The organism is Sulfurospirillum multivorans DSM 12446, from assembly GCF_000568815.1.
Lineage (GTDB): Bacteria > Campylobacterota > Campylobacteria > Campylobacterales > Sulfurospirillaceae > Sulfurospirillum > Sulfurospirillum multivorans.
The window spans coordinates 1,887,103-1,910,580 of the sequence record NZ_CP007201.1 but is presented as its reverse complement, the minus strand read 5'-3'; the positions used below and the strand labels follow the sequence as shown (position 1 = coordinate 1,910,580).

Sequence of the window (23,478 nt, the reverse complement as noted above, 5' to 3'; positions counted from 1 at the left end):
GCTCCTCGCATGATATTGCGTATAGTTTGAGATCAAAGATTATAGTGCAGGTTCCCTAAATTTTCTATGAAGGCGCTTGGGTAATCAAGCGAAATTTTAAGTAACCCAAGACTTGAAATGATGGCTTTTAAACAGTAAATATAATGCCATAATGCTAAATAAACTTGACATTAATGCACTCAAAGTTGTAAAATTATATGAAAATACAAATACCTCAGGAGGAGACCTATGAACTCACTTTTTGAACAACTCACCAATCAAATGCGCGAAGCGATCGAAAGCGCCATTAGCCTTGCTTTGCACTCAAAAAACAGTGAAGCAACCCCTTTACATGTAACGTGGGGACTCATCACCAATTCAGCTTCTATTCTCAATCAAGTCTTTAACAAAATGAATATTGATAAGAGTGCGATAGAGCTTGAAGTAAAGAGTGAAGTCCAAAAACTTCCAACTGTGTCTCATGTCAGTAAGGAAAATATTTCGATTTCACGCTCTTTGGTAGAATCTTTACAAAAAGCTGAAGGTTTGATGAAGCAAAAAGGCGATAGCTATTTATCCGTCGATACATGGTTACTTTCAAGTCTTGATAGTGATCCACTCAAAAAAATTCTGGGAAAATACCTTGATCTTTTGCAGTTTAAGAAAAACCTTGAAGCGTTGCGTGGTAACAAAAAGATTGACAAACAAAGTAGCGATGAAAATCTTGAATCCCTTGATAAATACGGAATCAATTTAACGAAACTAGCCTCTGAGGGCAAGCTCAATCCTGTCATTGGGCGCGATGAAGAGATTCACCGTATGATGCAGATTTTAATTCGTAAAACCAAAAACAACCCGATTTTAATTGGTGAACCTGGAACTGGTAAAACGGCGATAGCTGAGGGATTGGCGCTTAAAATTTCCCACAACGACGTGCCACTCAGTCTTCAAAATAAAAGTGTGATTGCTTTAGATATGAGTGCACTCATTGCAGGGGCAAAGTACCGTGGTGAGTTTGAGGACAGACTCAAAGCGGTCATCGATGAAGTGAAAAAAAGTGGCAATATCATTCTTTTTATCGATGAAATTCACACCATTGTGGGGGCAGGAGCGAGTGAAGGGAGTATGGACGCTGCCAACATTTTAAAACCAGCTTTAGCGCGCGGTGAACTGCATACAATTGGTGCTACCACACTCAAAGAGTACCGCAAATATTTTGAAAAAGATGCGGCATTGCAACGTCGTTTTCAGCCTGTAACGGTTAATGAACCTAGCATCAACGAAGCATTGCAAATTTTACGTGGTATTAAAGAGAGCTTGGAAGCGCACCATCATGTGACCATTATGGATTCGGCTTTAGTGGCAGCAGCGAAGCTGAGCTCACGCTACATCAGTGATCGTTTTTTACCCGATAAAGCGATTGACCTTATCGATGAAGCAGCAGCGGAGCTTAAGATGCAAATCGAGAGTGAACCTACGGAGCTCAGTCGCATCAAACGTCTCATGAGCACGTTGATGGTTGAAAAAGAAGCGCTTTTGATGGAAAAAAATAAGAAAAATGAAGAGCGCACCCAGATGATCGAAAAAGAGCTTAGCGATGCGAAAGAGAAACGCAACGCGCTTGAAATTCAATTTGAAACAGAAAAAAGTGTTTTTAACGATATTGCTTCGATTAAGACACAATCCGAAGCCTTGCGTCGTGAGGCGGAAACTGCTAAAAAGAACAGTGACTTTAACAAAGCCGCTGAGATTGAATACGGTAAATTGCCTGAACTTCTCAAACAAGAAGAGGAGCTTAAAGCCAGATGGGAAAAGATGGTGGAGAGCGGAACACTGCTTAAAAACAGTGTGGATGAAGAGATGATCGCGACTATTGTAAGTAAATGGACGGGCATTCCTGTGACTAAAATGCTTCAAGGCGAAAAAGCTAAAGTCTTAGCCGTGGAAGAGCATCTAAAAAAAGAGGTCATAGGGCAAGATGCGGCGATTAAGGCGATTGGTCGAGCGATTAAGCGCAATAAAGCGGGACTCAGTGAGCAAAATAAACCAATTGGTAGTTTTCTCTTTTTAGGTCCAACGGGTGTGGGTAAAACTCAAAGTGCTAAAGCGCTCGCTAACTTTTTGTTTGACACAACCAAAGCGTTAATACGTTTTGATATGAGTGAATACATGGAAAAACATTCTGTCAGTCGTTTGGTTGGTGCGCCTCCAGGGTATGTGGGGTACGATGAGGGTGGACAACTTACCGAAGCAGTTAGAAGAAAACCGTACAGTGTCGTTCTTTTTGATGAGATTGAAAAAGCGCATCCCGATGTTTTCAATATCTTGCTTCAAGTGCTGGATGAAGGGCGTTTAACGGACAATAAGGGCATTACGGTTGATTTTAAAAACACGATTATTATTCTAACGTCTAATATTGCCAGCGATAAGATTATGATGTACGAGGGCGAAAAACGCACCGAAGAGGTGATGAAAGAGCTACGAACGCATTTTAAACCTGAATTTTTGAACCGACTGGATGATATTATTATTTTCAATCCGTTAAGCGAAGATGGTTTGCGCGAGATTGTCAGCATTATGTTCAAAGAGATTGAGACGAAACTTGCCGCCAAAGAGATTAAAGCTGAACTTACGGTCGCAGCAAAAGCGTTGATAGCCGAAGCTGGATTTGACCCCGTGTATGGAGCGCGTCCGCTTAAAAGGGCACTTTATGAGCTTGTGGAAGATAAACTAGCGGAACTTATTTTGGAAGAGAAATTGCATGAGGGCGAGAGCATCGTTATCGATGCAAAGAACGGTGAAATCATTATACAGCAACACTAAGGAACAAACACTTCTTACATGTAAATCTTTTTACATGTAAGAAGTTACTGACAATCTTTATCTTGAATCGAAAATTTAAACAGTTCAGCGTCGTTAAGATCGTAGAAAACATAGACAAACACAGCTCCTTTTTTCAACAGTAAGCGGGTTTCATAATCACTGCAGAGGTAACTTTTATTGTTTTCAAACGTTGTTTTAATTAGCGTGCCTTTATCGGCTTTTAAAATTGTTTTGACGTGTTCATTTGAGGAATTGATACGGTTTCGGTATTCGATGGCATTATTGACACTGACAATGTCGACGAGCGTCGTGTAGTCATCTAACATCATCGGCAAATGATCTTTGGTTCCGTCTTTAATAATGGAGAGAATTTTTGGGATGTCCTCTTCCTTAATTTCGTCCAAATCGTTTGCATCCTCAGCAACGAGCCTTGAAATAAGTGCTAAAATAATCAATAATCGTTTCATATCATTCCTTTGTCGGAATTTTACAATAAAATCTTTAAGATCGATGCCAATTTTTGGAAGGAAAATCAAATTTATGAGCTATTTAGAGTGGTTTGAAACACATGCTAACAAACATCACGCCATTGTTCAAAAATTATGCGCGCAAAAGTATACGAAAGAGAGGATCATTGACTATTTTCTCTTCGAAAACATGGTTGAAAAAGAGCCTGATTTTTGCCTGCTTTATGCTAACAAACAAAAATGCCACGACCTAAAAGCGCTGAATTGTTATCTGTGTGCGTGTCCGCATTTTCGTTTTAATGATGCAGGGTTGAATGTGGAAGAGGGCGTTACATGTAAAAGTGTGTGCTCCATCCATTCAAAGAAAAGTGGGGTGTTTGTGTACGAAAATGTCGCACATCTGGATTGCTCCGCGTGCAGTGTTCCTCACACCAAAGCGTACATAAACAAACACTTCGATGTGAGCTGGAAAATGATCATGCAAGCCTGTTTGGTTACATCTCCAAAGGCGTAGCACTCACGATAATGCCATCGCGATCTGCGTAGAGATAATCGCCTTCGTTAAAGTCAATTCCTCCAAAATGGATCCTTACATGTAAAGATCCCTCGCATGCTTCCATCGTCTTTTTTGGGCAGGTTCCAAGGGCAAAAAGTCCTACATCGATCTCTTTGGTGTTTTTAGTGTCACGAACGTATCCGTTGATGATAATGCCAGCCCAGTTATTTTCGTGAGCAAATTTCATCAGATTATCCCCAACCACAGCGGTGAACTTAGCCTCAACATCGACAACCGCAATTTGCCCAGCCCCTTCGCTTTTGAGTAGCTCAATGAGTGTTTTATTGCTTCCTGAAAGTTTAACGGTGACAATTTGACCCATAACGCGTTTCGCGCCACCGTAAGATTTTAAAATGGGGGCTAGGACGTGAACGTGTTCTGGGTATTTGTCGCAAAGATCGGCTGTGTAAAATTTCATAATTGCTCCTAGGTTTATTTGAAGAGTTGTATTAGATTTTGTTGATTAGAAATCGGAGAACGTTTGGGAAGCGTAAAATCAACGGTCTCTTTGTGGCATGTTCCACAGATTTTAAGCTCTTGATGAGCACTTACATCTTTTTGAGCGTAGACTTTTTCACGCGAGTGACAATCGAAACAGTCTTTGCCACATTGCCCTTGCTCGGAGGGTTTATTGTGACAGGTAATGCACTCATTTAATACGATATGGTTTTGGTCGTTGATGTAAGGTCGAAGCTTTGAATGGCACTCCAAACAGCTTCCGCCACACGCAACTAAAAAACTCTGAAAACTCAAAATGAGAAGAATGAGTACTAAAAAGGCTTTTTTTGACATGAATCCACTTTAGAAAATTTGTGTTAATTATACCTTTAATAACGTTAAGATAAAATAGACTTTTTTTATAACCCATTGAAAAAAGAGTATGCCCATAGCACATCACTTTTCAAAACTAAAAACGTCGCCATAGCTTCGGCTATGACTCAATTTTGAGTTTTGAAAATTAACGCACTCTGAGCATACTCTTTATCTTTTCAAGAGCTATAAAAAAAGTCTCATGCAAAATTATTCAAATTGTAGGTCAGTCCATGAAAGATTATATGATGATTTGTCAAGAGGTAAAGCGGTTTTTTTGAAAGATTGTGATTTTTTTGAAGTTTTTAGAGGGAAGAGGCGTTTAAGCCTCTAACCTTGTTTTAGCGTCAAGTTGTTTGATAACCATGTCAAGCTTAGTGTTCAGAACTGCTAAAAGCTCGTGTTTTTCTGTAGCATCTTTTTGTGCTTCTTTTAATTCTCGAATATCTTCCTCATTACGTTTTACTCGTTCTCTAAGAGAGAGAATAACAGAACCAAAAGCGATCACATAGCCAAAAATGGCAAGAGCTAAAGAAATCCACTCAAAAACTGACATTAGACACCTACCGCAACTTCACGCATGGTAACGAAAACCGTATCAGCCTTAACACCGTTGATTGTTTTACCAACGAGAGCCGTTTGAATCTCAACATCGGTGACACCTGCTTTAGCTAAAAAGCCAAAGTATGTTTTTGAACCCGTTGAAGAAGCAATTTGAATACTTACATCATGATATGCTGTAATTCCTGAATCAGAACCGCTCTCACTTTGTTTTGTATAACCTACGTATTCACCATCCAACATAGCCGCACAAAATGCACTTGCCGCAGTATCAGAAGCAGGAAGAGAAAAACCTTTTGTTGTACTACCAAGAGTATTCAATACAAGAGTCTTTGCCATTATGCTACCTCACTTTTTGAACCGATAAGGTTACTGTAATCACATTTCGTGTCAATGTCGTATCCAGCGTCAAACGCACCAATGATAAGAGCTTTTGCATCAGCAAAAGATTTACCCTGAGTAATGTGAGGAACACTAAAACTAGCAGTTTGATAGACACCTTTGCTAATTTTTTTACCGCATGAACAACGGATAGAGTTCATTTGAGCAGGCATAACGGAAGCCGTACCGCCCTCAAACTTTTTATCATAAATCTCTAGCTTACCTTCCATTAACGCTTGAACGGCAGTGAGATCACCTGCGGACATCTCAGCATAGACGGTCTTTTTAGTAACACCGCCAATAATCTGTTTAATCATTCACGAATCCTTTTGTGTTTTTTGTTTTGCAAAACATGAAGAGAAGTTTAAAAAAGAAATTGAAAATTGACTAAACATACTTTTGAAATACCAAAAACAGGACATTTGGAAGGGGTGGGTGTAAATTTTGCAATGAACAAAATATCATTTCAACATCAAAGAAGTAGAGAAAGGGGTCAAATGTGATTATTGATCGTGAGGACTTTATGACATTTTTTGAGGTTGCTTATGATGTTATTGAGGTAAGTGAACTGAAATGTTTTAAATGTGGGAAGAGGATGGAGGAATTAGGAGATCAGAGCGGTCTAACATGTTTGAATGAGCATGTGATAGGTTATTTGGAATATATGACAACTTATTCAAACATGCTTAAAGATGTGTTTGACAATGCGGACATAAGCGGTATGACTTTTCAAAAGAAAGTTATTGAACCATCGACAATATTACATGTAGGCAATGAAATATTGTTTGATAATAAACAAGTGATAAGGATTAAGTAATGCAACATAAAAACGTAGGATTAGGGAACATACATCAAATTCACAATTATGAGTTTGAGACGATCGTGGAAAGAGACGCGTTTATTCCAAGTTTGGAAGATTTAAAATTGATCTGTTTGGTCAATGGTCCGTTTTCGTATTATTCGTTAAAAAGTGTTGAACCGATTGAATGGAAACCGTTAAGCACCGTTACGATCAATTTGGAGGATTTTAGTGTTTATTCGCAAGCGGAAACACTCGAATTATTGAGCGCTAAACAAAATATTTATGACGTAACGAGTAGTAAATATAAGTGTGGATATTTAAGAGGGGGTAAAGAGGTTTTTGGAATTGAAGTTGATTGTGGTGCGTTGCCAAATGCGACGACAAAAAACATTACAATCCCAAACTATGAAATAAACTACAATTATTGGATTAATGCATCGGGAAGTTATGCACTAAAAGAAAAAACAATAATGCCATTACCTTATGTTGGAATAAATCAAAACGGAGCTACGAACATAAATATTGCAATAGTAAATGAAACAATAAGAATAGTAAATTTCTACAACTACTCAACATATAACGCAAAAATTGTTTTAAACTACACAAAAGGATAAAAAGATGTACATGTACAAAATGAAAGATGAACAGGATTATCGAATCGCAGTTAATGGGGTTGGGCATGGTGTTGTTTTAATCAAACGGGAGAATGATATTGATACAGCGTTTGGTTATTTTAAGAGTGTTGATGATGATATGATTTTGGTTTCTGAGCAAGAAGAGAATGAGATTAATACTTCTTTGAATACTGCGTTTTAAGAGAGTGTGCTTTGCACATTCTCACCTTCTTTTTTGTGACAGATAAGTCACGTTTTTTCTATCCTGTTGCGTCACACTTTTCTTTGCTGCAAAGTCACAGAAAATCAATTTTATACTTAAGGAGATTTGGTACAGAAAGAGAGGGAGCTCACGCTCCTCTGTTTTTGTTACTTAACCTTTGTTGGGGTGGAAGAACAGAGAGCGGCCTGCTTAGGGTGGAGTTTCGAAAATTTTTAGGTTTTTATAGGGTTTTTGGCGTTCGAATCGGTGTTGAAGCTTGACAAGGGAGCGAGGGCGCTAAGCGCACTTTTATCTACGGCATTCTGTATAGGGTAAGATGGGACACAGTCCCACGTTACCATATATATGCCTATACCTGCGGTGCAGGAAAGAGCGCAGAGGAGAGCGAAAACGCGCTGATTAGGGAGGAGTTTTGAAAGTGGTTTTTGAGGAAAAATGGAATATTCAAAACTGCTAACTTCGATCTTGTTTAAAAAGTGCACAGTAAAGACTGTCAACTTTTGTGCCTTCAATTTCTAAAAATGTTTTACATGCTATGGCTATTTCCTGCTCATTTTTTCCGAGTTTTACATTATTAATTATGATCTGTTTAGCTCGGCGTGTATCTGTTTTCATAATGCCTTTGAAGACGGGGTAGTAGCCAAAATCGTCCGCAGGGGGAATGGTATCATTTTTCATATCAACTTTTAAAATTTCGCTTACTTGCATAGTGGAAACAGACTCAAAAAAAGCTAAGACAGCAGATGAACTGCTAGCCTCAACGTGGTTAACGATAGTTCGTGAACCTTGTTTAAGTTGTACTCTATATTTAGGCATTTTCAGCTCCTAACATTATTCCATTTCGTTTCACATAATCTTTGCTTAATGCACAATCACTTAAGCCATTTTCAGCCGTATCAACGCCAAGAAGATAGCAGATTGATTTTAGGTTTTCGTTTGGTTCAATAGAGGAAGTACCTCCGAGAACGGTTACGATACGCTTTAAATATTCTTTCATTGCATCACAATCACTCAAAGTTGTATTTATGTCAATTCCTAAAAGCTGGCAAATAATTTTTAGGTTTTGTAGTTGATCTGTCACGGGGATACCGCCAAGGGATTGGACGATTGGGATGAAATTAGGGTAACAACATATTGGCGAACAAAGAATGCCAACATATAAAAAATGATTGTAATGAATGTCGTAAGCAGAAACACTATCACTAACAGAATAAATATCAGAACGAGAAACCTTTTGTTTAATACTATTATATTGAACAAAAGGAGCATTATAATAAAAATAATTACAAGCCTCTTCAAGAGTTAAAAAAGGATATGAAAAATCATCCGCTAAAATTTGAGAATTTCTATCAGCATAAAAAAGACCATCTTCAAGATTCATAAAACTTGAAAAAAAACCCCTTGAATCATTTGAATAAATAGTAACACTCTGAACTCCACGAAAATTATACATACATGCGTAGCCATTTAATTCAATAACATGATAATTTTTGACCACATCATAAGGGTCGGAACGAATACCAGACACCATAAATTGTGAACCCTGCTCAGAATCTACAAAAGGATAAATAGTAAAAAGAGGAAAATAATAACCTTGACTAGCATTACCATAAAGAGGAATGCCATTAAAAAAACCAACAAATTCACTCTCATGTGAAATAGTTTCAACGTAATTCATGGAAATATCCTTACTTATTCACATAACCAAGAGTATTAACAAGCTGTAAAAACGCCTCAGAAAGCCCAGTTACTTTGCCGTTGGTGTCTTTGACAAAAAGGAAATCACCGACTTGGTTTAAATCTTCGATAGATACAGCGGCGCCCGTTTCTCTGCCTAGGATTTTTTTAATCAATAGTTCATCCTGAGCAGTGAATGACTTTGTGAAGAGTTTGAATAGGAGAGTTTGATTGTAGCGTGAGGCCATAGCATTGCCGAAATTCATATGGAGGTTTTCGCGTTGATACAACGAATTTTTAGTATCGGTTTGCATTTGATATGCACCAATAGGATTAGTAGCATATTTAGAATGAACACGAGCATTAGACTTAAACCCCTGATGAGTAGCAACAATTTGAGCAGTCATTAAATTTTCAGAATTATTACCTTGCATAAAATTAAGCAAACGATAAAGCTTAGTACCTTTAAATTTTTTAACTTTAGATAATAAATTGCGCGCTTTACCAATAAGAACAAGCATAAGAACTTCAGCTTTATCAAAAATCCAAGCAATCATTTGTTCTTGTTTTTGTACAGCAAAAAAAACAGCACCAAAAACAGCTACAGACATAGCAGATTCGATAGCCTCTTTTAAAACAGGACTATCAATATCCTTGGTATATTCTTGCATAATCGTGCGCGTTTCTTGATACGCAGTCATGTAAAGAATTGTTTCAAAAAACTCCTCAGCTGTATTTTGACCAATGTTTTTAACTTGACCCATTTTAACACCTCTTTTTTTCGAGAATGTTAAGAATTAAGTTGGAAAATTGACTAACACAAATTGGGAAGTATGAAAAATAGGGAGGTTAAAGAGGGTGGGTGTAAATTTTAAGAAAAAACAAAAAGCCAAATTAATGGCTTATTGCTTATCTTTAACGTATTGTTTTAAAAGCTCAGGAACTTGCATTTTTTTCCCAAAAGCCTTTTCATAAGAATCAACATATTGCTGAACTGGGTTTGGTGCAAAATAATAATCATAAATATCGCGACCAAAAAAAACTGTAAACAACAAAGAAAAAAAGACAAAAACATATAACCAACCAAAAAACTGCTCTTTAATCTTTTGCAACATCTTACAATCCTTGACAAATAAAACTTATGTGAAATTATTTTATAGGCTAAAAACCACCTAAAAAACCACCCTTAGAAAAAAGAATATAAGCCAAGCCAACAACAACAATAATAACACCAATCCAATCAAGAAAAGAATAAAACTTATTTTTTTGTTTATTACTAATCATAGACCAGTACCTCCCATACGAGTATAAAATTCTTTAAAAATATCAGCACCATCATCATAACCCAAAATAGTAGAAATATCAAGATCATCAGAAGACAAATCAGATTCAAGCTCATCAGGTATCTCAAAATTGATTTTATCCGTGTGATCAATACCGACAACAGCATCTTTTTGTACACCAAGGTCTCTAGGTGTAGCTTGACCAAGAGCATTACCATCAAGATCATACACCGTTTGTTGAGTTTTGTTGTACTCCATAGATTCAATTTTTAGACCACTTTCAGCCGTTTTAATATCTAAGAATTGTTGTTGATAAATGAGACCTCCCATCATGTAGTTATTTAGCAAAGTGAACTGATCTGTAAACGTAGTCGTTAAAGCGTTAATAGCTTGCGTTAATGCTTTAGCGTTTTGAGAGAGAACGGAGGGAAGAGTATCGCCTTGTTGGTAATTAATACCGTTAACCACTTCTTTAGTTTGATCTTTTACAGCTTGTTTATTTTTATTTTGATCTTCTGAAACTTTTTGCATTGCTTCGTATTGTTCAATAAGCAAACGATCAGGTGCAGACATTTGTGCTTTTTGTTCATCAGTGTAATACGTGTAAGACGACCCACCACTAGCATTAGTTAAATTTTTAACATAATCAGCAACATTAAAATTAGTAATATTAGTAGAGGAATATTGTTTCACAGTACCAACGCCAGTACCTGATTGAGAAACAACAGTAGTTTCAGAAGACGTCAAAGGCGAAACAGAAGACGAACGAGCATAGGAAACGTTGTTAGAGGCAGTATAACGCCCCTGATAAGAAGCATTATTAGCGGAGGAGGAAGAACCCCCACCAGCCACCATGCCACCGCCAGTATTACCATTAAAAAGTACATCTTTTGCATAAGCATTAGACATGACTAAGCCTTTAAAGTTAAAAGGACATGAGGAGCTTCTAGGAAGTTATCGTCAGCGTCCTTTAAACGGTATGTAATGATCAAACTACCCGTTGATGGTGAATCCCAACCTAAAGAGCTTGATTGGACTGTATAGGTTCTTGTTGTAAGACCTTGCACAACAACCTGAGCGCCATCAGGATAACTTCCAAAATTTCCGTTGAGAGAAGTTAAGAGAGAGGTATCGGTTGTGCCACCACTAGAACCTAACAGACCAGCAAGAAAAACAAGAGCTGAGTTGTCAACAAGAAAATAATGAGGATAATCAAAAACACATTGAAATCCATAAGCATCATCAAATACAACACTAAGAGTATAATTTACATCAGAAATAGTGAAAGTATTAATAAAAGTATATTTCAATGAACCATCTTCATTCATAAAATCAGCACTAAAAACAAAAATTGGACTTTCCATATTGGAACCATCTTGAACAAAACAACCTAAAGAACCAGCAAAATGCGTTTGATTATCGATAGGGGAAACCGTATCCTTAGAAAAATATTGCACCCTAATTAAATATGACATAAAACCATCCTTACTTCATAATCGCATAGATTTTATCAAAGAGAACGTCATGCGATTGTAGAGAGACCATAACGAGTTTAAGGTTATCGTCATTTACTTCTTGATTTAACTCTTTTTTTTGTAGGTAATCTGCAATAATATCAGCACATGCTGAAAGCCCAACAACGTTGTTTCTTAAGACTTCGTTATCTGATAGCATAGAATCACCGTTAAGCTTGTCTACGACCTCACTAGCTACCACCAAACCACTACCGATTGCAGGGTTAAAAGTGGTAACAATACCACCAACATTTTTAAGAACCGTTGACCATTGAATATCACTTAATTTCATTTTTTTTCCTTTATTTCATTAATTTTAAAATAGGATTTGGTTTTGACAAATCCATATCAACATGAACAAACGTGTCATAAATTAAAACACGAGTGAAACCTACTTTCATAAGAGCCGAAACGATAATAAATCGAGACCTATCATCACGAGCGGAAATATCCACCGCCAATCCTTTACAATGTGCACTATCTGTTACACCTCCCACCATTTTGTTATGTTTTTCACAGCGACAAGCGCTATTAATTTTAAAAGGAATATGTGCCCACTCACGAGCAGTATCCAACATTAGAACAACATCATCATTGATATTATTTAGACCACAACCGCAATTACATGTAAATTCACTTTCTTTGAAATTTTTTAATTTTGACCAATCAATTAAAATCATTATTTAAATCCTTCCTTCTAAAAATTCGATCTCATCAGAGAGATCACAGATCAAGCAAAATCGTTCGATATTTGCACCTACATTTTGAAAGTAACTAATTAAGAGGTAGTTACGTAGCCAACGGTAAAAAGAAAGCTTTAACCGATTTTTTTGTTTTGTTAGGTAAGTCATTTATGCTCCTATTTGTTGTTGATCAGTCACAGCAAATTTATTTCTATTTCTTTGGGCTCGTTTACGGCATGAATAGTCATAATAACCACCTCGATGGGTCACAATACGACCACAACCACATGCACAGATTTTATTATCCTGTTGCGTCACACTTATTTCTTCCAGATCAGTCACAGCCTTTGCAAGTGCTCGACCAATACAAAGTGGAACACCGTTTCCAACTGCACGTTTTTTACCTTGCACATTAAAACTTTTTAAGTCGAAGTCATCTTCTAAGCCTTGCAATCTACAAAGCTCTCTAAAAGAACGGCTATCATTTGCTAAAGCACATGATTGTAATTTATGTGATCGATCAGTCACAATTTTTCTTTCAATTTGTAGGTATTTATTATCTTTGTGACCGAATTGAATGTGGCGCAGCCGAGTCACGTTTTCATACCAAGATTGATTAATGTCTAATCTTTGATGTGAGTATCCATCTATTTTAACGTTAGGTACACCTGAAACATTTTCTAAAAGAAACCAGAAGGGGTCACACTCTAAAACGATTCTTTTATATTCCATAAGCATTTCAAAACCGTAAGACTCTTCCAATACAGGGCGGTCACGTTTTAAGGGTGAAAAGTCAGGGCATGGTGGACCGCCGATCACTCCATCAAATTTACCTTTAACACCTGTAAAGTTACGGATGTCATAATGTTTACCGAGAATAATGTCACCTGAACTTACGACGCAGAAGCCTGCTTCTTTGAATGCACGATCTAGTAAGCCGATACCTGAGCATAGAGATAAAACTAGTTTCATTGTGCACACCCTACAATTAAAATCATTATTTAAATCCTTCCTTCTAAAAATTCGATCTCATCAGAGAGATCACAGATCAAGCAAAATCGTTCGATATTTGCACCTACATTTTGAAAGTAACTTACTAAAAGATAGTTACGTAGCCAACGGTAAAAAGAGAGTTTTAACCGATTTTTTTGTTTTGTTAGAAAAATCATAGATGCTCCATTTCTTCTCAAGGTCTTTTGGTACTAAAATCAACAATCGTTGGAAACTTAAGGGAATTACCTACCCTAGAAATATCGCCTCTTATTTTACGTTTATGTTCGTCGTCTAATTCGATTTGATCTAAGTGTTTGACCATAGCGTTAAAGTATTTTGTAAAATCTCTGCAATGATCTGAACAGTAAGTTTTAGGACGTCCAAAGGAGCAACGATAGCATTTATCGTTAAAGATAATAGGTTTACCGCAAACTAGACATTTCATTTATTTAAACTACTTTGATAATTTATTCATACTCAAAAATATATTGTTGAGTTCGTCAGAAACAAAATTTAATTCATCTAATTCAGAATGAAGTAAATTAGAAACAGGCAATGGGTCAGAAGGATAATGAAACATATATATAACAGAAAAATCATCAGAACCTTTTATTCGAAAACTTAATTTATAACCAATTTTAAAACTCATTTTAAGCTCCATAACATTGGGATATTTTTTCAATAAATTCATCATTTTGCCCTACACCAACATCATGCAGAGCGTTATACGTTTGATCTATGGTGTCAAATACACGATTAACAAAGTAGTGTTTATTTGCGTATAGTTTCTCATCGTCAGGATTGTAAATTTCAAGCTTATTGAAACGATCAAGGCGTTTACTATAAACGTCTTCTAAGACTGTCTTTTCATGCTTAGATTGTGTGTACTCTTGAACTTTAGTTAATGCCTCTTCAATCGTAGCTGGACGAAGATCGCCAAAGTGTGAAAGTGATGTGGAAAGGAACGCTTTAAATGCGTTATGAACGTAAATAAAATCAGTTGTAAACGGTTTGACAAAAGTGTCAATTTTTGCAGTTTGATAATGACCGTTAAACGTGCCAATAACAGCCCAAAGAGGATGCACTTCACTACGTGTAAAGCGTTGACGTACTGCGTCAGTGGTGAGCATTTTTTGAGTGCCATTTTTAAGTGTTTTAAAACCTAACATTATTTCGGTTGTATCTTGATCGCTAATGTCACGGAGGCTAAAATCTTCTAGACAACGACCCCAAAGATTGTTAAGGTTATTGAGGATTATTTCAAAGCCGTCTAGGATTTGACCGTCAATGACCATGTTTTTAAGCTTTTCTCTTCTGATCTGAAATTCGATTCTAAAGACTTCTTTTGTTTCGTCGTAATCTTTGTTTGTGCGCCATAATCCTTCGATAAAGCCTTTGTTTGGAAACTTTTTAATCTCTTTAGTTTTATTGTAGACACGCATTAAATAATCGCCACCGCCTTTCATAAAGCCTTGGAAGTTACGTCCTGAATAATAGAAGCTATCACAGCCTATTTCATCATCGTAGTAACGATTATTGCGTGTTTTTGATTTGGTACGGTGAAAGTCTAAGACGGTGAAGTTATGACCTTGTATATCACACTGCAAATGTATTTCGCTGATCTTGATTGTGTAGTGGGAGATTATAAAATCTCTTAAAAACTTGTTGACTTTTTGAATAGCGGAGATATAACCGTAACGTTGGAGGAATGAGGCACGAAATTCTACTTTACAGAATGGGTTAGGGTCTATTGTGGTTACCATCTTTTTTAAGTGGATTGTAATGTCGTGGTTTTTAATGGATACACTAAATCCACGCACCGTAGAGGGCATAATTTGAAAAAAGTCACCGCCAAAGGAGTGTTGGTATTGGGAGAAGCTTTTATTCTCGTTTTTTTGGCTTTGTGCTTGGAGCTTTGTGGAGAGTAATGTATCGAGTAGAGCGTTATAGGCTGTAACGTCTTTACCTTGCAAGAGTAGAGACGGGTAGAGGTGATATTTTAGGGTGTCGATATTTTGCCAAAGTTTGACCAGTTTTTGCATTTTAGACCTTTTGATATTTGTCGCACCTAACCCCCCTTGATAAACCATTGTGGGGGCGAAGTTTGTTTTCGCTTTTTGAAGCTCTACACTAGAGTTTCAAGAAACGAAAAGAGGGCGCTAAGCCCTCTGAATTACGCTACTTTCTCCCATGATTGCCAAATAGGTGAGAGAACATCTTGACCAAAGTCTTTAACAAAGCCTAGTGAGCCTTTAAACATGTACGTGCTATTGAGTTCTAGCTCGTTATACATTGCCTCAGAGACGTTTTGAACGAGAGTGCCACCTTTAAAAATGAGTGTGATTTTGTAACGGCTAGGATAAAAGGTTTGATTGCCTTCACTGTCAAGGATTGGAGCACCCGTTGCTTTATCTGAACGTTCTTTACCTTTTTGAACTTCACGTGCGCTAATCTGAGCGGAGAGAGTGACTTGATTTGCGTTTACTCTTGCATTGTAAAGAGCCATCATTTCGTTAAATTTATCCATCGTCATTTCATCTTCACCGATTTTTGGTGACATGTCTTTGAGACCGACGTTGTTGGCTGCTTCTCCATTGTTTACTGGTTTGTGAATGGTTACTGGGATTGTTTTACCATTTGAAGCCAAAAAAGCCTCATGCTCAAGGTCAAATTTTTTGTCAAAATCTCTATCTTGTTTTTCTGTTGTTTTCATACGATTCTTTCCTTTAGTTGTTTTTCTTTTAAATATAGATTGTGTATTTTTCTTGTCACCATTGATGGTGAAACGCCACTTTCCCTAATAATATCTTCACGTGTAATTGTGGTGCCGTAACCTCCTCTATTTAATAAGCTTAAAACAGAAACCAAAATTTGATAATCTGTTTTTGATACTTCAAATTTCATACACTAAAACCTATCCAAGATGGAACCTTTGGAATCCTCAACGAGAACCTCAAAAGTATGGTTTTTACAAAAAAGAGCTTTGATCTTTTTAGCTTTACTAAGCGCCTGAGAATACGTTCTGCATGTGTCCATGATGTTATTATTCATAATGACTTTAAAAATTGTTGACTCCTTTTTAAAATTGAAATTGTTGTTGACCGTTAGGCTCAAAACTATTAAAACGCATGACAATCTCTTCGGCTAATAATTTGGCACTTTCAAAGGTGTGCTCGTAGTTATGAATCGTTCCTGAATGGTAAAGTTCAATTTTGCCTATTGGTAAATCCCTATCTTGGTGACGTAGAAAAAGTTCAACTCTACGTACTTTTAAATCATTGATCGCTACGAATTTAAGCCTCAATTTGTCGAGAGGGATACAAAAATCGTAACTCTCAGGGCAAAGAGAGAAATGTGCCATTTGGCGTGGGATTCGGTTGAAAAGGATACATTTAGACATTTACTAATCCTTGGTGAAATTTGACATAAACGGCACGGAAGAGGTGAGACATACATGCAACTAAGGCGACCATTTTATTTTTACCGCCTTCAACTAGGCGATTGTATTTTTCTTTGATAATGTCGTTATAACGAACGGCAGACATAGCAGAAAGGTATAAAAGTTTTCGGACTAAAGAGCTACCACGTTTACTCATTGATTCTTTCTTATGAACAGAAGTACCACTCTGAAAAATACGAGGGCTAAGACCTACAAAGCTTTGAAGTTGTTTTAAGGTGTAATTTTCAGATTTTAGGAAAATAGGAACTAACTCTAAAAGGAGCGCGTAGCCTACGCCTTTGATCTGTTCTTTAAGTTCAATAACGTGAGGGAAAAGTTGTTTTAAAACATTTTCGGCTTCTTTCTCTAAACCTTTTTTTGTTTCTTTGATTGTTAGTTTTAAAGAGACGAGAAACAAATCTAAGGAGTCAATAGGGTTTTCTTTTTGGGAATGGATAAAGTTTTTTAATTGAGTATCAAGCTTACGGAGAAGATTAATTGATGATGTGTATTTACGGAGTGTTTTATCATTTTGATTGAAGATTGTTTTAAAATCTTCTTGATCTAGGGTTTGGATGAATTTAGCGATACCTTTACTATCTGCGAGATCGCTTTTAGTGCGTGAGTTTAAATGTTTTAGATAATGACTCATCATATAAGGATTGATCATAATCTGCTTGAAATCTTGTTGGCAAAGAAGCTTTTGAAGTAAGTGCATATAGTTGGAGGTTGCCTCATAGCCAACGAAAAACTCACTTTTTTTATAAGTAGTTTTTAAATAATCAAAAAAGCCTAATATTGAACCCTCATTATTTAGAATCGTGAGAGAGTCATATTTTTGACCATCACATGTAAAAGAAATATCCAACTTATCCTTGGCAACATCTACACCAACAAAAACAACTTTACGCATGGTAAATCCTTTTTTATGTATAATGTGTACTTCTTTATACTTGTAAACGTGATCTAGTCACTAGATTATTATTAAAAGTTAGTACACGAAAACCCCTATCTTTCATAAAGTGTCAAAGCACTAAGTAGTCACAAGGGGTTGAACGTGTAAAATCGACAAACAACAAATAAATAATACAGTTTAAATAAAAGGTATTAAATTAAATGTCTAAACGTATCTTACAAGTAGTCACAGGTGTGGTGGGTAATGATATCCATGTTGTCGCAAACAGGCTCATCGATATATCATTACAAGCGAGAGGTTTTGAGGTGTTTAACCTTGGTGTCAATACTTCATTAGAAGAGTTTATTGACGCTGTTGTCGAAACAGATGCAGACATACTGCTGATTTCTTCGCTCAATGGTGAAGCGGAGGGCTGGTGTCGTGATTTGCAATTTTTGCGCTCCGAGTATGATCTCAAAGAGGTTATTTTTGTGATTGGGGGCAATCTAGCTGTGGGTGAAGCAGCGCAAAGCGACATCATTCCCAAGTATAAATCGTATGGATTTGATCTTGTCTTTCATCAAATTGATCTCAATACGGGACTCGATGAGATAGAGCGTTTTGCGAAGGAGCGAGCATGAGCCTACTCCAAAAAGAGCGTGATGTCATCACCCGCAATGAGTATGCCGATAGTTTTGATTTTGATGAAATTGAAGATTTTATTCGCAATGCCAATAAAGAGATGTTTATCTCCCATCATTTTAAAAAGCGCGACAGGCTTTTGGTTCAGCCTCGTGGCGGTTTTCCAACCTATAAAAAGATGTTTGAACTTTATGAAGAGTTTATGAAAGCGGACATCGATGTTCTGCCTCTTACGATTGACAGTAACACGAGACTCAATGACTACGCGATGGCAAAAAAGATGCTTACACTCTCCGAAGAGAACGAGATGGATATGCTCAACGGCTACCCATTGGTCAATCACGGCTACCGCACGACACGTAAAATGATGACGCACTTTAACAAACCCGTCAGTCTTCGTCACGGCACACCTGATGCGAGGCTTTTAGTGGAAACGGCGCTCGCTTCGGGCATTTTCGAGATCGAAGGAGGCCCGATTACCTATATGCTCCCGTACTCAAAAAATTTCCCGCTTGATAAAGCTTTTTTATACTGGAAGTATGTCGATAAAGTCTGCGCAAAGTACTCAACGCTCAATGAGCCAATCAATCGTGAGTCTTTTGGACCACTCACTGCGACACTCGTTCCTCCGTGCATTGTCATCGTCATTCAGCTCATCGAAATGCTCCTTTCCATCGAAGAGGGCGTAAAGTCATTTTCGGTCAGCTTCTCTCAAAATGGCTCCATGATGCAAGACATTGTGACTTCTAATGTTCTGAAAAAGCTAGCACGCGAATATGCCGATATGCTTGGTGGAAGTGACGCTATCATTAACCTTGTGTACCATCAATGGATGGGTGCTTTTCCAAGAGATAAAAACCTCTCCGATTCGCTTATCAACACCAATACCGTGATAGCCGCGATGGTGCGAGCCGATAAGATCATTATTAAAACCCGTGATGAAGCCTTTGGCATTCCGACCATGCAGTGCAATGCCCAGTCGGTTGCCAATACTAAATACACGCTTCGCACGCTTAAAGGATTGCCTGTTGTTCATGATGCTGAGGAAGAGGAGAACTTGGAGCTTGAAGTGCGTGCCATTATGGACGCTGTTTTTAATGACCCTGCCGATACCTTGTGGCGTAAAGTCTTCAATACCATCAAAAACGGTTTGATCGATGTACCTTTTTCACCGCATATTATCAATCACAACGAAGTGATCACGATTCGCGATGACTCTGGTAATATCCGCATCATTGAAAAAGGGAAACTCCCACTGCCTGATCGCTGTTTTGCCTATGAAAAATCAAAAGTTAATCTGCCTGAAAGCCAAACGGAAGTGATTAATAAAATTATCCATGACATAGGGGCGATGCTATGAGTAAACTTCTCATCGATGTAGGGAGCACCTACTTTAAAGTCTGCCAGACAAGCGGTATTAGCCAGTATTTTAGGGATTTTAAGAAAGATATTTACGATGATTTGATCACCAAATGTGGCAATATTTTTGCAAACTATAAGAAAGAGGATATTTTTATCTGCTCTTCTGCTAATGGTGGTTTAAGTACACTGATTATTGGGCTTACGAACTCGTTTAGTTTGAAGTTTGCTAAAAATATAGCGTTTAATTCGGGCATTAACATCATCGATACGATTTTATACAGTAAAATTGAAGAGTGCAGAGCGCCTAGTGAACTGGTAGATGTTGTGATTATCGTGGGTGGAATTGATGGCATTGGCAATGTGTTTGATGAAAAGCTATTTGACTACCTCAAAAACGTTCAGTACAGCAACATTGTTTATGTGGGAACCAAACAAGACGCCTCCTTTTTAAGTGCGCACATTCCAGAGCTTAAAATGATTGGAAATATCATCACGGAAAAGTTACATGTAAACGGTGGCGAGCTAAAAGAGTACCTCACAAACCTCTATCAAGCGGACATTGTGGGTAAAGAAGACATCAAACATCTCTACGAAATCACCGGCAATCAAATCTACTCAACACCGTACATTGTGAACCGTTCTTTGCCACTGATTGATGCGAACTTTGAAGTGGTCAATCCGTTCATTGTCGTAGACATCGGTGGAGCTACGACAGACATTCATTACAGTCGCGATTTGGTGCGCGATAACATTGTCAGTGAAAGCGGTTATGACCGTTTAGTCTTTAAAAAACTTGGTGTCTTTAAGTCTCGTGAAACGCTTATTTTTGCAGCTAAAAACAATGAGTTTGTTTATGAGTTATTGGCGTATCTGAATGTGACGGAGAATATTTTAGAAGAGGAGAGCGAGAAGTCATTGCGCATTTTGATGCAACTTTCCATCTTTTTGGTACTGTATAAAGTCTCAAGACTTCATCCTTTGTATGTGACACTGCATCTTGAACTGCTCAATACCATCGTATTAACAGGCGGTATTACCAAAGTGCTCTCCTATGAGGAAGTTCAGATCATTATGCAATTTTTCTATAAAAAAGTGATGAATCTTCATGCTATTCCCAATATTGTTATGGATTACGACTACGCAATCTGGACATTGGGAATGGAAAATAATGAAAATTCTGCCTCCTAAGAGGCAAGCTTTAGTGCCCCAGTGGCGAACGTAGAGGTAAGAGCTTTGCTTTTACCTCGTATAAAAATTATGAATCAAAGGAGCCAAAATGTCTATAAATTGTATTCGTGCGCTGATTGAAAAAGCGGCTGTGACATGTCCTGATAAAGTCGCAGTGATTGATGGCACTAAAAAACTAACTTATTCTGATTTGTTTCGTAAAGTCAATCAAATCGCGCGCTATCTGAGTGAACTTGCCCTTCCAAGTGGTTCGCGCATCGGTATTTATTCGCATAAAAGCAGTGAACAGATTATTGCAATGTTGGCACTTCTTTCAACCGAATATATCTTCGTACCTATTTCAAGACTTTTGAAACCAGAGCAAGTGGAACACATCATCAATGATTGTGGTATGGCATGTATTATTACCGATAAATCGAAGATCAAAAGCATTGATGAGATCAACTTTCAAGGAAAAATTATCACGTATGAAGCCAGTGAGCGCGACATTGTCTCCTTTGAAGAGATCTATAAATGTTGCAGTGATGCGTTTACATGTAATATTGGCGACTATAAAAATGCGGCAATTACCTATAGTTTTGGTTTGACGGGTTTTCCTCGTGGCATTGTCATTACGCACCGCAATCTCATCGATAGTGCCAGAGTGGCGTCCAACTATTTGGAACTTAAAGAGAATGATGTTATTTCGGGGACATTGCCGTTTATCTTAGATTATGGTCTTAACCAACTTTTTTGTTCCATTTATAATCATGCGACGTTAGCGCTTCATTCTTTAGTGCTTCCAGCAGATTTTTTCAACCATCTTATCAATGATGGTGTCACCGTTCTTCCATTGATGCCTCCTCACATTACGCAAATGTTTGAAAGCGATCCTAAGCGTATTCCCAATGCAAAGCTTTTAGCCAATGTACGCATTGTGACCTCTTCGGGTGGAAAAATTACGCCTAAAATGATTGCCGATATAGAAGAGCGCTACCCAAGTGCTAAGTTTTACTCTATGCATGGGCTTACTGAAGCGTTTCGTTCAACCTATCTTGATCCTGCACAACTTAAAATTCGCCCCAATTCGATTGGCAAGCCGATTCCTGGAGTTGAAATTCATGTGATTAATGAGCAAGGGCTTGAGTGTAAGCCTCGTGAAATTGGCGAGTTGATTCATCGTGGTGGCTACATCTATAAAGGGTATTGGAAATCCAAAGAAGATACGCAAAAACGTTATAAAAGTATTGAAATTTTAGATAAAGTCGTTAATTTAGAGGGTGATCTGACCGATGAGATCGTCGTTGCCAGCGGTGATTTTGTTTACAGAGATGAAGAGGGCTATCTCTATTTTGTTTCGCGCAAGGATGATATGATCAAAGTCAGTGGTTTTAGAATCAGCCCTTATGAAATTGAAAGTGTTGTTCATGATAAATTGCCGTTAATTGCACAATGCGCTGTTTTTTCCATTGAAAATGAAAAAACAGAAGAAGAGATTGTGATGGTTTACAGCGCTGCGAGAGAAATTTCTAAAAATGAGATTGTGTTTGAATTGAAAAAACATTTGCCAAACCACATGATTCCTTCTATTATTGTTTATAAAGAGAAGCTTCCTCAAACCAGTCCCAGTGAAGCAAAAATTGATAAAGAGGTTTTGAAAAAAATGGTCATGGAGCTACGCTAAAGGCTTACATGTAAGGCAGGGCTTAATCGAAGCTTATGCAATTTTAAGTAAAGCTAAGGTAAAATCCATACCTTAAAATTATTTTTTGGTAAAGGAACTTTTGATGAAAAGAACGTATCAGCCACATAGTACACCTAAAAAACGCACTCACGGCTTCAGACTTAGAATGAAAACTAAGGGCGGACGTAAAGTTATCGCAGCACGTCGTGCTAAAGGTAGAAGCAGATTGGCCGTTTAAAGGATTATGAAACTCTCAAGGCAACGAGAGAGTATTCATACGTTTACAACCATGCAAAAAAATGGCATTATGATGGTGCCTTAGTCTTTTACAATAACGATACAGCAAAAAGAGTTGGCTTTACGGCAAGTAAAAAAGTCGGTAATGCTATCAAGCGAAATTTAGCCAAAAGAAGACTTCGGGCTATCTTTTTAGAAATTCAACACACTTTACAAAATGGCGTGTATGTTTTTGTAGCAAAAGAGAAGATTAATCACATTCCGTATGATGTTTTAAAAAAAGGCATTTTATGGTCTGTGAAAAAATTAAACTGTGTTAAAGAATGAACTCTTTAGCGCTGATGTTGATAAAGCTTTATCAGAAGTTTTTTACACTGATTGGCTATGGAAGTTGTAGGTATTATCCTACGTGTTCGCAATATGCGAAAGAGCAACTTCTACACAATAGTTTTTTAAAAGCTATCTTTTATAGTTTTATACGCATTTTGAGGTGTAATCAGCTTTTTGCTGGCGGAATCGACTATCCAGTCGTGACTAAAAAATTTGCATCTCCTCTTCCTCTTTCTCTCAAACAACCACACGCGCATCGTATTACTTTTTGGTTTGTGCCAAAAAACAAGCAAAGTTTTTATGTTATAAAAGCTTTTAAAACAACGAATTAAAGGGAATCTCGTGACAGATAAACT

General features: G+C 37.4%; 37 protein-coding genes. 12 read left to right on the top strand and 25 right to left on the bottom strand.

Features of this window, described 5'->3' with window-relative positions:
* Positions 1-228: 228 nt before the first annotated feature.
* Positions 229-2,802, top strand: coding sequence for an ATP-dependent Clp protease ATP-binding subunit (locus SMUL_RS09985; protein WP_025345111.1), 2,574 nt, complete (start codon positions 229-231; stop codon positions 2,800-2,802).
* A 44-nt stretch (positions 2,803-2,846) separates the two neighbouring features.
* Here SMUL_RS09985 and SMUL_RS09980 read toward each other — a convergent pair whose 3' ends face one another.
* Positions 2,847-3,269, bottom strand: coding sequence for a hypothetical protein (locus SMUL_RS09980; RefSeq protein ID WP_025345110.1), 423 nt, complete (start codon positions 3,267-3,269; stop codon positions 2,847-2,849).
* Positions 3,270-3,342: 73 nt separating this feature from the next.
* Here SMUL_RS09980 and SMUL_RS09975 point away from each other — a divergent pair, with 73 nt between their 5' ends.
* Positions 3,343-3,783, top strand: a complete 441-nt coding sequence (locus SMUL_RS09975; RefSeq protein ID WP_025345109.1) for a hypothetical protein — start codon at positions 3,343-3,345, stop codon at positions 3,781-3,783.
* Here the strand turns inward: SMUL_RS09975 and rraA are convergent.
* From rraA to SMUL_RS09950, 5 genes are all read right to left on the bottom strand, one after another.
* Positions 3,764-4,243: a ribonuclease E activity regulator RraA gene (gene rraA, locus SMUL_RS09970; RefSeq protein WP_025345108.1), complete on the bottom strand. Its 480-nt coding sequence runs from the start codon at positions 4,241-4,243 to the stop codon at positions 3,764-3,766. The two genes, SMUL_RS09975 and rraA, sit on opposite strands and share 20 nt — an antisense overlap.
* A gap of 14 nt (positions 4,244-4,257) precedes the next feature.
* A complete protein-coding gene (locus SMUL_RS09965; RefSeq protein ID WP_025345107.1) occupies positions 4,258-4,617 on the bottom strand; it encodes a hypothetical protein in 360 nt (119 codons plus the stop codon).
* A gap of 340 nt (positions 4,618-4,957) precedes the next feature.
* A complete protein-coding gene (locus tag SMUL_RS09960; RefSeq protein ID WP_025345106.1) occupies positions 4,958-5,191 on the bottom strand; it encodes a hypothetical protein in 234 nt (77 codons plus the stop codon).
* Positions 5,191-5,535 carry a hypothetical protein gene (locus SMUL_RS09955; protein WP_025344237.1) on the bottom strand — a complete coding sequence of 115 codons (345 nt, stop codon included), beginning with the start codon at positions 5,533-5,535 and terminating at the stop codon, positions 5,191-5,193. Before SMUL_RS09955 ends, SMUL_RS09960 begins: the two co-directional genes overlap by 1 nt.
* Positions 5,535-5,894, bottom strand: coding sequence for a hypothetical protein (locus SMUL_RS09950; protein ID WP_025344236.1), 360 nt, complete (start codon positions 5,892-5,894; stop codon positions 5,535-5,537). The genes SMUL_RS09955 and SMUL_RS09950 overlap by 1 nt, the downstream gene beginning before the upstream one ends.
* A gap of 182 nt (positions 5,895-6,076) precedes the next feature.
* Between SMUL_RS09950 and SMUL_RS09945 the strand changes: the two genes are divergently transcribed.
* Genes SMUL_RS09945 through SMUL_RS09935 form a run of 3 tightly spaced genes read left to right on the top strand, consistent with a single transcriptional unit; the run spans position 6,077 to position 7,195 of the window.
* On the top strand, positions 6,077-6,394 hold the full coding sequence (locus tag SMUL_RS09945) for a hypothetical protein (protein WP_025344235.1): 318 nt from the start codon (positions 6,077-6,079) through the stop codon (positions 6,392-6,394).
* Entirely contained in the window at positions 6,394-6,993 is a 600-nt protein-coding gene (locus SMUL_RS09940) for a hypothetical protein (protein WP_025344234.1), read from the top strand. Before SMUL_RS09945 ends, SMUL_RS09940 begins: the two co-directional genes overlap by 1 nt.
* 4 nt (positions 6,994-6,997) lie before the next feature.
* Positions 6,998-7,195, top strand: a complete 198-nt coding sequence (locus tag SMUL_RS09935; protein WP_025344233.1) for a hypothetical protein — start codon at positions 6,998-7,000, stop codon at positions 7,193-7,195.
* A 474-nt stretch (positions 7,196-7,669) separates the two neighbouring features.
* Here the strand turns inward: SMUL_RS09935 and SMUL_RS09930 are convergent, their stop codons facing one another.
* From SMUL_RS09930 to SMUL_RS16690, 19 genes are all read right to left on the bottom strand, one after another.
* Positions 7,670-8,032, bottom strand: coding sequence for a hypothetical protein (locus SMUL_RS09930; protein ID WP_025344232.1), 363 nt, complete (start codon positions 8,030-8,032; stop codon positions 7,670-7,672).
* Positions 8,025-8,894 (bottom strand): hypothetical protein, encoded by an 870-nt coding sequence (locus SMUL_RS09925; RefSeq protein ID WP_025344231.1) that lies wholly within the window; start codon positions 8,892-8,894, stop codon positions 8,025-8,027. The genes SMUL_RS09930 and SMUL_RS09925 overlap by 8 nt, the downstream gene beginning before the upstream one ends.
* Before the next feature lie 10 nt (positions 8,895-8,904).
* Positions 8,905-9,657: a hypothetical protein gene (locus tag SMUL_RS09920; protein WP_025344230.1), complete on the bottom strand. Its 753-nt coding sequence runs from the start codon at positions 9,655-9,657 to the stop codon at positions 8,905-8,907.
* Between the two features lie 138 nt (positions 9,658-9,795).
* On the bottom strand, positions 9,796-10,008 hold the full coding sequence (locus SMUL_RS09915; RefSeq protein WP_025344229.1) for a hypothetical protein: 213 nt from the start codon (positions 10,006-10,008) through the stop codon (positions 9,796-9,798).
* Positions 10,009-10,054: 46 nt separating this feature from the next.
* The gene (locus tag SMUL_RS17685) at positions 10,055-10,177 is read right to left on the bottom strand and encodes a hypothetical protein (protein ID WP_280938036.1); all 123 of its coding nucleotides are present in this window, start codon (positions 10,175-10,177) and stop codon (positions 10,055-10,057) included.
* A complete protein-coding gene (locus SMUL_RS09910) occupies positions 10,174-11,085 on the bottom strand; it encodes a hypothetical protein (protein WP_025344228.1) in 912 nt (303 codons plus the stop codon). Before SMUL_RS09910 ends, SMUL_RS17685 begins: the two co-directional genes overlap by 4 nt.
* A 2-nt stretch (positions 11,086-11,087) precedes the next feature.
* Complete coding sequence (locus SMUL_RS09905) at positions 11,088-11,651, bottom strand: hypothetical protein (protein WP_025344227.1); 564 nt, start codon at positions 11,649-11,651, stop codon at positions 11,088-11,090.
* A gap of 10 nt (positions 11,652-11,661) precedes the next feature.
* Positions 11,662-11,982, bottom strand: coding sequence for a hypothetical protein (locus SMUL_RS09900; protein ID WP_025344226.1), 321 nt, complete (start codon positions 11,980-11,982; stop codon positions 11,662-11,664).
* Positions 11,983-11,992: 10 nt separating this feature from the next.
* The gene (locus tag SMUL_RS09895; RefSeq protein WP_025344225.1) at positions 11,993-12,370 is read right to left on the bottom strand and encodes a D-Ala-D-Ala carboxypeptidase family metallohydrolase; all 378 of its coding nucleotides are present in this window, start codon (positions 12,368-12,370) and stop codon (positions 11,993-11,995) included.
* A 3-nt stretch (positions 12,371-12,373) separates the two neighbouring features.
* Positions 12,374-12,541: a hypothetical protein gene (locus SMUL_RS17190; protein WP_158506020.1), complete on the bottom strand. Its 168-nt coding sequence runs from the start codon at positions 12,539-12,541 to the stop codon at positions 12,374-12,376.
* On the bottom strand, positions 12,542-13,345 hold the full coding sequence (locus tag SMUL_RS09890) for a DNA cytosine methyltransferase (protein WP_025344224.1): 804 nt from the start codon (positions 13,343-13,345) through the stop codon (positions 12,542-12,544). It abuts the gene before it with no gap.
* Positions 13,346-13,374: 29 nt separating this feature from the next.
* Positions 13,375-13,542, bottom strand: coding sequence for a hypothetical protein (locus SMUL_RS17185; protein WP_158506019.1), 168 nt, complete (start codon positions 13,540-13,542; stop codon positions 13,375-13,377).
* Between the two features lie 17 nt (positions 13,543-13,559).
* Complete coding sequence (locus tag SMUL_RS17100; protein ID WP_148295268.1) at positions 13,560-13,811, bottom strand: hypothetical protein; 252 nt, start codon at positions 13,809-13,811, stop codon at positions 13,560-13,562.
* Positions 13,812-13,820: 9 nt separating this feature from the next.
* Positions 13,821-14,015 carry a hypothetical protein gene (locus SMUL_RS09885; RefSeq protein ID WP_025344223.1) on the bottom strand — a complete coding sequence of 65 codons (195 nt, stop codon included), beginning with the start codon at positions 14,013-14,015 and terminating at the stop codon, positions 13,821-13,823.
* Position 14,016: 1 nt separating this feature from the next.
* Positions 14,017-15,408: a hypothetical protein gene (locus SMUL_RS09880; RefSeq protein WP_148295267.1), complete on the bottom strand. Its 1,392-nt coding sequence runs from the start codon at positions 15,406-15,408 to the stop codon at positions 14,017-14,019.
* Positions 15,409-15,539: 131 nt separating this feature from the next.
* A complete protein-coding gene (locus SMUL_RS09875; protein WP_025344221.1) occupies positions 15,540-16,079 on the bottom strand; it encodes a hypothetical protein in 540 nt (179 codons plus the stop codon).
* Positions 16,076-16,270, bottom strand: a complete 195-nt coding sequence (locus SMUL_RS09870; protein ID WP_025344220.1) for a hypothetical protein — start codon at positions 16,268-16,270, stop codon at positions 16,076-16,078. Before SMUL_RS09870 ends, SMUL_RS09875 begins: the two co-directional genes overlap by 4 nt.
* Before the next feature lie 175 nt (positions 16,271-16,445).
* Positions 16,446-16,766, bottom strand: coding sequence for a hypothetical protein (locus SMUL_RS09865; RefSeq protein WP_025345105.1), 321 nt, complete (start codon positions 16,764-16,766; stop codon positions 16,446-16,448).
* Complete coding sequence (locus SMUL_RS16690; RefSeq protein WP_025345104.1) at positions 16,759-17,718, bottom strand: IS110 family transposase; 960 nt, start codon at positions 17,716-17,718, stop codon at positions 16,759-16,761. The genes SMUL_RS09865 and SMUL_RS16690 overlap by 8 nt, the downstream gene beginning before the upstream one ends.
* Before the next feature lie 203 nt (positions 17,719-17,921).
* On the opposite strand from SMUL_RS16690, the gene glmS reads away from it, so the two are divergent.
* The 7 genes from glmS (at position 17,922) to yidD (ending at position 23,454) form a co-directional block, all read left to right on the top strand.
* Positions 17,922-18,341, top strand: a complete 420-nt coding sequence (gene glmS, locus SMUL_RS09855; RefSeq protein ID WP_025345103.1) for a methylaspartate mutase subunit S — start codon at positions 17,922-17,924, stop codon at positions 18,339-18,341.
* Complete coding sequence (locus SMUL_RS09850; RefSeq protein WP_025345102.1) at positions 18,338-19,702, top strand: methylaspartate mutase; 1,365 nt, start codon at positions 18,338-18,340, stop codon at positions 19,700-19,702. Before glmS ends, SMUL_RS09850 begins: the two co-directional genes overlap by 4 nt.
* Positions 19,699-20,892 carry a glutamate mutase L gene (locus tag SMUL_RS09845; protein WP_025345101.1) on the top strand — a complete coding sequence of 398 codons (1,194 nt, stop codon included), beginning with the start codon at positions 19,699-19,701 and terminating at the stop codon, positions 20,890-20,892. Before SMUL_RS09850 ends, SMUL_RS09845 begins: the two co-directional genes overlap by 4 nt.
* A gap of 88 nt (positions 20,893-20,980) precedes the next feature.
* The gene (locus SMUL_RS09840) at positions 20,981-22,555 is read left to right on the top strand and encodes an AMP-binding protein (protein WP_025345100.1); all 1,575 of its coding nucleotides are present in this window, start codon (positions 20,981-20,983) and stop codon (positions 22,553-22,555) included.
* 103 nt (positions 22,556-22,658) lie between these two features.
* Positions 22,659-22,793, top strand: coding sequence for a 50S ribosomal protein L34 (rpmH, locus tag SMUL_RS09835; RefSeq protein WP_014769624.1), 135 nt, complete (start codon positions 22,659-22,661; stop codon positions 22,791-22,793).
* Positions 22,781-23,119: a ribonuclease P protein component gene (gene rnpA, locus SMUL_RS16980; protein ID WP_084613117.1), complete on the top strand. Its 339-nt coding sequence runs from the start codon at positions 22,781-22,783 to the stop codon at positions 23,117-23,119. Before rpmH ends, rnpA begins: the two co-directional genes overlap by 13 nt.
* Positions 23,116-23,454, top strand: coding sequence for a membrane protein insertion efficiency factor YidD (gene yidD, locus SMUL_RS09830; RefSeq protein WP_025345099.1), 339 nt, complete (start codon positions 23,116-23,118; stop codon positions 23,452-23,454). Before rnpA ends, yidD begins: the two co-directional genes overlap by 4 nt.
* Positions 23,455-23,478: the final 24 nt, after the last annotated feature.